The sequence below is a fragment of the Pseudonocardia pini genome (assembly GCF_013870575.1).
In the GTDB taxonomy this organism is placed as follows: domain Bacteria; phylum Actinomycetota; class Actinomycetes; order Mycobacteriales; family Pseudonocardiaceae; genus Pseudonocardia; species Pseudonocardia pini.
Genome location: NZ_JACBXB010000123.1, coordinates 1 through 10,057, shown reverse-complemented (window position 1 = coordinate 10,057; position 10,057 = coordinate 1). Strand labels below are relative to the sequence as shown.

The following is a 10,057-nucleotide window of genomic DNA, read 5'->3' as shown; positions in this document are numbered from 1 at the left end:
CCGCTCGGAGGTGCTCACCGCGATCACCGGGCTGAGCCCCGAGCAGGCCGTGCGGTTCGTGCCGGACAGCACTCAGCCCCTCGTCGACCAGGTGGCCGACGGCCTGCTCGACGTCGCGCTCGTCCACGGGCCGGTCAAGGCGCGCGGGCTGCGCACGCGCACCCTCGAGACGCATCCCGTCGCGGTCGTCGTCGCGCGTGGGCGGGGTTTTGACGACCGGACGTCGGTACGGCTCGAGGAGCTCGCCGACCTGCCGTTCGCGTCCGTCTACTTCGGATCGGCGCCGCTCATCTACGAACGGCTGAACGACCTGATGAACCGGATGGGCGTCCGCAAGCGGTTGACGCTGGGCGGCAGCGACTTCGGCGGCCTCGCCCACCTCGTGGCCTCGGGTCAGGCCTTCGCCCTCGCCCCGCTGAGCGGCGGGACCAGCACGAAGATCTTCGTCGACGAACCCGTCGTCCGGCTCGCCCTCCGCGACGTCACGCTCACGCTGTCGACCATGGCGGTCTGGTCGGAACAGCGCCGGGAGACCGACGAGACGGTGCGCGCCCTCGTCGACGCCCTGCACGGGATCGAGCCGATCGAGGCCGCGCAGGCGACCCCGCTCTGACCGGGAGGGTTCAGGGCCGGTCCGGCACGCCGGGTCACGAGCGGTGGGTGGTCGTTCCCCACTTCGACCTTATACAGGATCGGCGGCCCTCATGAGGCTTTGATTTCCCCTCCATACTCGCCGTCGCACAGCGTGGACGAGGGGGATGAGGCAGTGCACGTGGGCTTTGTGGTGGGACTCGACGAGGTCGACCGGACGCGGGTCGCCGAGGTCGGCGGCAAGGGGGCCAACCTGGGGGAGCTGTCGCGGCTCGACGGCGTCCGGGTGCCGCCGGGCTTCTGCGTGGCGACGACGAGCGCCGACCTCCCCGCCGCCCACATGCCGATGACGTCGTGCCCCGACCTCCTCGCCAAGGAGATCGCGGCCTCCTGAGCTCGTGAGTGGCGATAGTCGCCACAGCGACCATCGCCACTCACAGGGTCAGCGGCGGAAGAGCTTGTTGCCCAGCCAGACGATCGGGTCGTACTTGCGGTCCACTACGCGCTCCTTCATCGGGATCAGCGCGTTGTCGGTGATCTTGATGTGCTCGGGGCAGACCTCGGTGCAGCACTTGGTGATGTTGCAGTAGCCCAGGCCGTGGTCGTCCTGCGCGGAGTCCTTGCGGTCCGCGGCGTCGAGCGGGTGCATGTCCAGCTCGGCGATCCGCATGAGGTACCGCGGCCCGGAGAACGCCGCCTTGTTCTCCTCGTGGTCGCGCACCGCGTGACAGGTGTTCTGGCAGAGGTAGCACTCGATGCACTTGCGGAACTCCTGGCTCCGCTCCACGTCGATCTGCTGCATCCGGTACTCCCCCGGCGCGACCCCCTCGGGCGGGGCGAAGGCGGGGACCTCACGGGCCTTGACGTAGTTGAACTCGACGTCGGTGACCAGGTCCCGGATCACCGGGAACGTCCGCAGCGGGGTCACGGTGACGACCTCGTCGTCGGCGAAGGTCGACATCCGCGTCATGCACGCCAGCCGCGGCTTGCCGTTGATCTCCACCGAGCAGGACCCGCACTTGCCCGCCTTGCAGTTCCAGCGCACGGCCAGGTCGTTGGCCTCGGTCTGCTGGAGCCGGTGGATGATGTCGAGGACGACCTCGCCCTCGTTCACCTCCACCGGGTAGTCCACGAGGTCCCCCTCGGAGGAGTCCCCGCGCCACACGCGGAAGTGGTGCCAGTGGCTCATCCGTGCTCCTCGCTGACGCTCGTCGCCCGGCTTCGCCGGCTCGCTGTGCTGATGGGTTCGCTCGCACGCCCGCTCACCGGGTCTCCCCCCGGTCCGCGCGGTGCCCGCCCAGCTCCTCGCCGGTGTAGTACTTCTTCAGCTCGTCGAGCTCGAAGAGGTCGAACAGCTCGGGCCGCATCGGGATCTGCTCCTTGCGCGTGAGCTCCACGTTGTCCTCGCCCAGCGCCGAGCACACCAGCAGGATGTGCCGCCAGTCCGAGTCCATCACCGGGAAGTCGTCGCGGGTGTGCCCGCCGCGGCTCTCCTGCCGCTCCAGCGCCGCCCGCGCCACGCACAGCGAGACCAGCAGCATGTTCCGAAGGTCCAGGGCGAGGTGCCAGCCCGGGTTGAACTCCCGGTGCCCCTCGACGGTCACGGTGCGGGTCCGCGTCGCGATGTCCTCGAGCTTCTTGAGCGCCATCTCCATCTCGTCGGCCTTGCGGATGATCCCGACGAGCTCGTGCATGGTCTTCTGCAGCTCCAGCTGCACGACGAAGGGGTTCTCCCCGCCGTCGGTCGCGCTGGAGAAGGGCAGCAGGGCCCGGTCGACGGCGGCCTCCACCTCGGCGGGGTCCACGGCGGGCCGGGCCCCCTCGGAGAACTGCGCGGCGTAGAGCCCCGTCCGCCTGCCGAAGACGAGCAGGTCGGACAGCGAGTTGCCACCCAGCCGGTTCGACCCGTGCATCCCGCCCGAGCACTCGCCCGCGGCGAACAGCCCCGGCACCGACGACATCCCGGTGTCCGGGTCGACCTCGATCCCGCCCATCACGTAGTGGCAGGTCGGGCCGACCTCCATCGGCTCCTTGGTGATGTCGACGTCGGCCAGCTCCTTGAACTGGTGGTACATCGACGGCAGCCGCTTGAGGATCTCCTCGGGCGTCTTGCGGGAGGCGATGTCCAGGAACACCCCGCCGTGCGGTGATCCCCGGCCCGCCTTGACCTCCGAGTTGATCGCGCGCGCGACCTCGTCACGCGGGAGCAGCTCCGGGGGACGGCGGTTGTTGTCCGGGTCGGTGTACCAGCGGTCGCCCTCCTCCTCGGTGGTGGCGTACTGCTCCTTGAACACGTCCGGCACGTACTCGAACATGAACCGCTTGCCCTCGGAGTTCCGCAGGACACCGCCGTCGCCGCGGACGGACTCCGTGACGAGGATGCCCTTCACCGACGGCGGCCAGACCATGCCCGTCGGGTGGAACTGCAGGAACTCCATGTTGATCAACGTGGCGCCCGCGCGCAGGGCCAGGGCGTGCCCGTCCCCGGTGTACTCCCAGGAGTTCGACGTGACCTGGTAGCTCTTGCCGACCCCTCCCGTCGCCATGACGATCGCCGGGGCGTCGAAGCGGACGAACCGGCCGTCGTTGCGGAAGTAGCCGAAGGCGCCCGCGATCCGGCCGTCGGTCCTGAGGAGTTCGGTGATCGTGCACTCGTGGAAGACACGCAGGTGGGACTGGTAGTCGCCGGTCACCACGTAGTCGTCCTGCTGCAGCGACACGATCTTCTGCTGGAGGGTCCGGATCAGCTCCAGCCCGGTGCGGTCGCCCACATGCGCGAGCCGCGGGTAGGTGTGCCCGCCGAAGTTGCGCTGGCTGATCTTGCCGTCGGGCGTGCGGTCGAACAGCGCGCCGTAGGTCTCCAGCTCCCAGACGCGCTCCGGTGCCTCCTTGGCGTGCAGCTCGGCCATCCGCCAGTTGTTGAGGAACTTCCCCCCGCGCATGGTGTCCCGGTAGTGGACCATCCAGTTGTCGTTCTCGTTGACGTTGCCCATCGACGCCGCGCAGCCACCCTCGGCCATCACGGTGTGGGCCTTGCCGAACAGCGACTTCGAGATGATCGCGACCCGCTTGCCCTGCAGCCTGGCCTCGATCGCGGCCCGCAGGCCCGCTCCCCCGGCGCCGATGACGACGACGTCGTACTCGTGGTGCTCGACGGTCCGGTCGGTCTGGTCGGTCACAAGATCACCCCACGATCCGCAGGTCGGAGATCCAGCCCGCCGAGACGCACATGATGTAGGCGTCCGTGATCGCGAGGCTGGCCAGCGTGGCCCAGGCCAGCTGCATGTGCTTGCCGTTCAGCTTCGTGACGAAGCCCCAGGCCCGGTAGCGCAGGGGATGCTTCGAGAAGTGGTTCAGCCTGCCGCCGATGATCGACCGGCACGAGTGGCACGAGGCGGTGTACGCCCACAGCAGCACCACGTTCGCGACGATGATGATGTTGCCGAGCCCGAGGCCGAACGACCCGTCGGACTTGATGAACGCGATCACCGCGTCATAGGTGTTGAGGATCGAGATCAGGGCCGCGGCGTAGTAGAAGTAGCGGTGCAGGTTCTGCAGGATCAGCGGGAACCGGGTCTCGCCGGTGTACTTGCCGTGCGGCTCGGCCACCGCGCACGCGGGCGGGCTGCCCCAGAACGCGCGGTAGTAGGCCTTCCGGTAGTAGTAGCAGGTCAGCCGGAAGAGCAGCAGGAACGGCAGCGAGATCAGCGCGTAGGGCAGGAACCACACGTCGGGCACGAACCGGCCGAGGTGGGCGGCCTGCTCCACGCACCCGTTCGAGACACAGGGTGAGTAGAACGGCGTCAGGTAGTTGTACTCCGGCACGAAGTACCAGTTCTGCATGAACGCGCGGACCGTCGCGTAGAGCACCCAGGCGCCCAGTCCCGCGAAGTTCAACAGGGGTGGGAGCCACCATCGGTCCGTGCGGAGCGTCCTGGCCGCGATCTGTGCGCGGCCGGCGCCCATGTCAGTGGTGGATGACACGTCGTCCCTCGTTCGGCGTCGTTGCCTGAAAACATCTGCCTGTCGTGCGGATCACAGGGAGCGTACGACGGAGGTCACACGTGACGTGTGTCAGGTCAGGAACAATCCGAAGGTCGAGACGTAGGTCACACTAGGTGCGCGGGCGCTCACGCAGCACGACGAGCCCGGCCCCCACCAGGGGGAACCGGGCTCGCCTTGTGCAGTTGTCGATCCTGCGGGCTACTTCTTGCGGCGCCCGCCGACGGTCGCCTTGAGGTAGTCGTGGTTGAGCTGGGAGATCACGTCGAGCGGGATCTCCTTGGGGCAGGCCGTGGCGCAGGCGCCGGTGTTGGTGCAGCCACCGAAGCCGGCGTCGTCGTGCGTCTCGACCATGTTGACGACGCGGTCCCAACGCTCCGGCTGGCCCTGCGGCATCTCGCCGAGGTGGGTCAGCTTGGCGCCGAGGAACAGGCTCGCCGACCCGTTGGGGCAGGCTGCGACGCAGGCGCCGCACCCGATGCAGTTGGCCGCCGCGAACGAGCGGTCCGCCGCCGCCTTCGGCACCGGGGTGGAGTGCGCCTCGGGCGCCGACCCGGTGTTGGCCGAGATGTAGCCGCCGGCCTGGATGATCTTGTCGAACGCGTTCCGGTCGACGATCAGGTCCTTGATCACCGGGAACGCGCCCGCCCGGAAGGGCTCGACGGTGATCGTGGCGCCGTCCGGGAACTTCCGCATGTGCAGCTGGCAGGTGGTGGTGGCGCGCTCGGGGCCGTGCGGCTGACCGTCGATCACCATCGAGCACGCGCCGCAGATGCCCTCGCGGCAGTCGTGGTCGAAGGCGATGGGCTCGTCGCCCGAGAGGATCAGCTTCTCGTTCAGCACGTCGATGAGCTCGAGGAACGACATGTCCTCGGACGCGTCCTCGACGGTGTAGTCGACCATCTTGCCCTTGTCGACCGGGTCGGTCTGACGCCAGACCCGCAGGTTGACCTTCACTTGTAGCTCCGCTGGGTCGGGTGGACGTACTCGAAGTTCAGCTCTTCCCTGTGCAGCACCGGGGCCGAACCCGACCCCGTGTACTCCCAGGCCGCGGCGTACGAGAAGTTCTCGTCGTCGCGCTGGGCCTCGCCGTCCTCCGTCTGGCTCTCGCCGCGGAAGTGGCCGCCGCAGGACTCGCGGCGGTGCAGGGCGTCGAGGCACATGAGCTCGCCCAGCTCGATGAAGTCGGCCACCCGGCCTGCCTTCTCGAGGCTCTGGTTGAGCTCCGCCCCCGTGCCGGGGACCTTGACGTTGTTCCAGAACTCCCGGCGCAGCTCCGCGATGAGGTCGATGGCCTTGAGCAGGCCCTCCTCGGTGCGCTCCATGCCGCAGTAGTCCCACATGATGTGGCCCAGCTCGCGGTGGAAGGAATCGACCGTGCGGCTGCCGTTGATCGAGAGCAGCTTCTCGACCCGCTCGGCGACCGCCGCCTCGGCCTCGACGACCTCGGGGGCGTCCGGGGCGATCTCCGGCAGCTTGTTCGACGCCAGGTAGTCCCCGATCGTGACCGGGAGGACGAAGTAGCCGTCGGACAGGCCCTGCATCAGCGCCGAGGCGCCGAGCCGGTTCGCGCCGTGGTCGGAGAAGTTCGCCTCGCCCGCCACGTACAGGCCGGGGATGGTGCTCTGCAGGTCGTAGTCGACCCACAGCCCGCCCATCGTGTAGTGCACGGCCGGGAAGATGCGCATCGGCGTGTCGTAGGGGTTCTCCCCCGTGATCCGCTCGTACATCTCGAACAGGTTGCCGTACTTGGCCTCGACGGCCTTGCGGCCCAGGCGCGTGATCGCGTCCTCGAAGTCCAGGTAGACACCGAGGCCCGACGGACCGACGCCGCGCTTCTCGTCGCAGACCTCCTTGGCCGCACGCGAGGCGATGTCGCGCGGGACCAGGTTGCCGAAGCTCGGGTACTTGCGCTCGAGGAAGTAGTCCCGCTCAGCGTCCGGGATCTCCGACGGCTTGCGGGTGTCGCCGAGCTGCTTCGGCACCCAGACGCGGCCGTCGTTGCGCAGCGACTCCGACATCAGGGTCAGCTTCGACTGGTGGTCGCCGGAGACCGGGATGCAGGTCGGGTGGATCTGGGTGAAGCAGGGGTTCGCGAACAGTGCGCCCTTGCGGTGCGCCCGCCAGTTCGCGGTGACGTTGCAGCCCTTGGCGTTCGTCGACAGGTAGAAGACGTTGCCGTAGCCGCCGGTGGCGAGCACGACGGCGTCGGCCAGGTGCGAGGAGATCTCGCCGGTGACCATGTCCCGGACCACGACGCCGCGCGCCCGGCCCTCGACCACGATCAGCTCGAGCATCTCGTGGCGCTGGTACATGTTCACGGTGCCGGCGTGGATCTGCCGCTCGAGGGCCTGGTAGGCGCCGAGCAGCAGCTGCTGGCCGGTCTGGCCGCGGGCGTAGAAGGTGCGGGAGACCTGCACGCCGCCGAACGAACGGGTGTCCAGCAGGCCGCCGTACTCGCGGGCGAACGGGACGCCCTGCGCCACGCACTGGTCGATGATCTGCCGGGAGATCTCGGCCAGCCGGTGCACGTTCGACTCGCGGGCGCGGAAGTCGCCGCCCTTCACGGTGTCGTAGAACAGCCGGTAGACGCTGTCGCCGTCGTTCCGGTAGTTCTTGGCCGCGTTGATGCCACCCTGGGCCGCGATGGAGTGCGCGCGCCGCGGGCTGTCCTGGTAGCAGAAGCTGGTGACGTGGTAGCCCGCCTCGCCCAGGGTCGCCGCCGCCGCGCCCCCGGCCAGGCCGGTGCCCACGACGATGATCTTGACCTTGCGCTTGTTGGCCGGGTTGACCAGCTTGACGCTGAACTTGCGGCGCTCCCAGCGGGTCTCGATGGGGCCCTCGGGAGCGGCCTTGTCGACGACCGGGGTCCCGACGGAGTAGTCGGCGTAGCTCATGTCAGATCCATCCGAACGTGGCGGAGATCGGGACGATCAGGAAGCCGACGATCAGCACGGTGGTGAACACCGTCGCGGCGGCCTTGAGGGTCTTCTCGCGGCGGTTGCTCGACCTGCCGAGGGTCTGGATCGCGCTCCACAGACCGTGCTTGAGGTGGAACCAGATCGCCACCAGCGAGATGACGTAGAACAGCGTGATGTACCAGCGGTCCGGCGCGAAGCCGGCGGTGATGTTCTCGTAGGGCCGCAGGTGCTCGCCGACCGGGTTCGCGACGCCGACCGTGAGGTCCAGGATGTGGTAGATCACGAACAGCAGGACGATCACGCCGCCCCAGCGCATGGTGCGCGCCGTGTAGCTGCCCTTGACCTTGTTGCCCGCCGCGTACTTGACCGGACGGGCCCGCTTCGCGCGAAGCGCCAGCACCGTCGCCGCCCAGATGTGCCCGACCACGGACAGCAGGAGCGCGATCCGGACGACCCAGACGAGACCCTCCCAGCCCAGCACGGGCTCGAGCAGCGTCCGGAGCCACTCCGCGTAGCCGTTGATCGCCGTGGGCCCCCAGAAGATCTGGAGGTTGCCGATCATGTGCACCACGAGGTACAGCACCAGGACGGCGCCGCTGAGCGCCATCACGAACTTGAGCAGGACTCCCGGGATCAACGGCCGCTTTGGCCGTGCCGGGGTCGCGGGGGCCTTCGCCGGGCCCCCCGTAGACACCTGTGTCGCCACGTGCGCAAGTGCACTACTCAGGAGTTCTGTCGTCCAATGCATGGAGCCGCCATGATCGATGCACGTAGGCTATACACGTGACACTTCAGCAGCTCGCGTACTTCGTGGCGGTCGCCGACGTGCGCAGCTTCACTCGGGCGGCCGATGTCGTCGGTGTTGCCCAGCCCACACTGTCCCGGCAGCTCAAGGCCCTGGAGGACGATCTCGGGGCGCCTCTGGTCAACCGCGGGAAGATCGTCTCGCTGACGCCGGCGGGTGAGGCCGTGCTCCCGCTCGCCCGGCGGATGCTCGCGGACATGGACACCGCCCGGACCGCGGTCGCGGAGCTGGTGGGCCTGCGCACCGGTCGGGTGCGGGTGGGGGCGACGCCGTCGATGTGCATCGGGCTGCTCGCCGACGTGCTGCGGCTGTTCCACGAGCGGCACCCGGAGATCCACCTGGAGCTGGCCGAGAACGGCTCGCAGTCGCTGGTCCGCGAGCTCGCCCGGGGCGCGCTCGACGTCGCGCTGGTCATCGTGCCCCCCTCCGGTGTGGATCCCTCGCTGCACACCCTGCCGCTGCTGCGGGAGCGGCTGTCGGTGGCCTCGCCGCGCTCGGGGCGCCCGCCCTCCTCCCGCGGCTCGATGACGGTCACCGAGCTCGCCCGGCGTTCGCTGGTGATGGTGCGCCAGGGCTACGACCTGCGCGAGGTCACGTTGGAGGCCTACCGCGACGCCGGTGTGACGCCCCGCTTCGCCGTCGAGGGCGGCGAGATGGACGCGGTGCTGCGGCTGGTCGAGGCCGGCACGGGGGTCGCGGTGGTGCCGGACCTGGTCTTCGCGGGCCGACCCCGGCTGCGCCGCACGGTGCTGACCCCGCCCCTGTACCGCACGGTGGCCCTGGCCCGCCGCGCCGACATCGCCCCCACCCACGCCGCCCAGACCTTCATCGACGTCCTGCTGAACTACGTGAGCACCGTCGACGCCACCGGCGGGCTCTCCGCGGACGTGCAGGTCCTGCACCGCCCCGAGTGATCACCAGGCCCTGACGCAGGATCCAGCGCCCGAACGGATGCGTGAGGGCCTGGTGATCACCATTCGGGGTGATCAACAGGCCCCGGCGCAGGATTCTCGGCCCCGAGAGTGCGTGAGGGTCTGTTGATCAACGCGGGGGGTGGTCACCAGGCCCTCACGCAGGATCCTGGGGGCGTCGAGGTGCGTGAGGGCCTGTTGATCAACGCGGGCTGCGCCGGGTCAGCCTCGCGGTCAGTCGAGGTCCGGGGGGCCGAGCTCGTCCTCCTCCGCGCCGTGCTCGGCGAGGGCGGTGCGGACCACGCCGTACGCGACGCCGGGTGGGTAGCCCTTGCGGGCGAGCATGCCGACCAGGCGTTGCGCGACCTTCCGACGCTCGTCCGGGCCGCCGAGGGTGACGGTGCGGAGCTTGCGGTCGACGAGCTCGCGGGCGCGCTCGGCCTCGGCACCGTCGTCCACCTCGGTGAGCGCTTCGTCCGCGATCTCCTTGGCGACGCCCTTGCGGCGCAGCTCCTGCGCGATCGCGCGCCTGCCCAGGCCGCTGTGCCGGTGCCGGGAGCGGACCCAGGCCCCGGCGAAGGCCTCGTCGTCGATCAGGCCGACCTCGTCGAAGCGCGCGAGGACGCGCTCGGCGATCTCGTCCGCGACGCCCTTCTGCCGCAGCCGCGCACCCAGCTCGTGCTTGGTGCGGGCGCGGTCGGTGAGCAGGCGCAGGCAGATCTCCTTGGCCGCGGCCTCCTGCTCCTCGGGGGTGCGGGTGTCCTCGACGGGCTCGTCCGGCGAGGGCCGCCGGGTCCGCCCTCGCCCGCGCCCACGGGGCTGAGCCC

At 69.5% G+C, this 10,057-nt stretch carries 10 protein-coding genes; 3 read left to right on the top strand and 7 right to left on the bottom strand.

Annotated features, from left to right (window positions below; translation table 11 throughout):
• Together H5J29_RS10165 and H5J29_RS10160 are read left to right on the top strand one after the other, a co-directional pair.
• A partial coding sequence (locus tag H5J29_RS10165) for a LysR substrate-binding domain-containing protein (protein ID WP_181780676.1) occupies positions 1 to 613 on the top strand: 613 nt, incomplete at its 5' end.
• A gap of 153 nt (positions 614 to 766) precedes the next feature.
• Positions 767 to 985: a PEP/pyruvate-binding domain-containing protein gene (locus tag H5J29_RS10160; protein WP_246393712.1), complete on the top strand. Its 219-nt coding sequence runs from the start codon at positions 767 to 769 to the stop codon at positions 983 to 985.
• A gap of 48 nt (positions 986 to 1,033) precedes the next feature.
• Here the strand turns inward: H5J29_RS10160 and H5J29_RS10155 are convergent, their stop codons facing one another.
• The 6 genes from H5J29_RS10155 to H5J29_RS10130 all read right to left on the bottom strand — a co-directional run bounded on the left by H5J29_RS10155 (position 1,034) and on the right by H5J29_RS10130 (position 8,151).
• Entirely contained in the window at positions 1,034 to 1,780 is a 747-nt protein-coding gene (locus H5J29_RS10155) for a succinate dehydrogenase/fumarate reductase iron-sulfur subunit (protein ID WP_181780675.1), read from the bottom strand.
• Positions 1,781 to 1,853: 73 nt separating this feature from the next.
• Positions 1,854 to 3,770, bottom strand: coding sequence for a fumarate reductase/succinate dehydrogenase flavoprotein subunit (locus tag H5J29_RS10150; RefSeq protein ID WP_181780674.1), 1,917 nt, complete (start codon positions 3,768 to 3,770; stop codon positions 1,854 to 1,856).
• Between the two features lie 4 nt (positions 3,771 to 3,774).
• A complete protein-coding gene (gene sdhC, locus H5J29_RS10145) occupies positions 3,775 to 4,575 on the bottom strand; it encodes a succinate dehydrogenase subunit SdhC (protein WP_376768515.1) in 801 nt (266 codons plus the stop codon).
• Between the two features lie 219 nt (positions 4,576 to 4,794).
• The gene (locus H5J29_RS10140; protein WP_181780673.1) at positions 4,795 to 5,550 is read right to left on the bottom strand and encodes a succinate dehydrogenase/fumarate reductase iron-sulfur subunit; all 756 of its coding nucleotides are present in this window, start codon (positions 5,548 to 5,550) and stop codon (positions 4,795 to 4,797) included.
• On the bottom strand, positions 5,547 to 7,490 hold the full coding sequence (locus tag H5J29_RS10135) for a fumarate reductase/succinate dehydrogenase flavoprotein subunit (protein WP_181780672.1): 1,944 nt from the start codon (positions 7,488 to 7,490) through the stop codon (positions 5,547 to 5,549). The genes H5J29_RS10140 and H5J29_RS10135 overlap by 4 nt, the downstream gene beginning before the upstream one ends.
• A gap of 1 nt (position 7,491) precedes the next feature.
• Positions 7,492 to 8,151, bottom strand: a complete 660-nt coding sequence (locus tag H5J29_RS10130; RefSeq protein WP_246393711.1) for a succinate dehydrogenase cytochrome b subunit — start codon at positions 8,149 to 8,151, stop codon at positions 7,492 to 7,494.
• Between the two features lie 146 nt (positions 8,152 to 8,297).
• Between H5J29_RS10130 and H5J29_RS10125 the strand changes: the two genes are divergently transcribed.
• A complete protein-coding gene (locus H5J29_RS10125) occupies positions 8,298 to 9,233 on the top strand; it encodes a LysR family transcriptional regulator (protein WP_181780671.1) in 936 nt (311 codons plus the stop codon).
• Positions 9,234 to 9,464: 231 nt separating this feature from the next.
• Here the strand turns inward: H5J29_RS10125 and H5J29_RS10120 are convergent, their stop codons facing one another.
• On the bottom strand, positions 9,465 to 9,938 hold the full coding sequence (locus H5J29_RS10120) for a regulatory protein RecX (protein ID WP_376768516.1): 474 nt from the start codon (positions 9,936 to 9,938) through the stop codon (positions 9,465 to 9,467).
• Positions 9,939 to 10,057 lie beyond the last annotated feature (119 nt).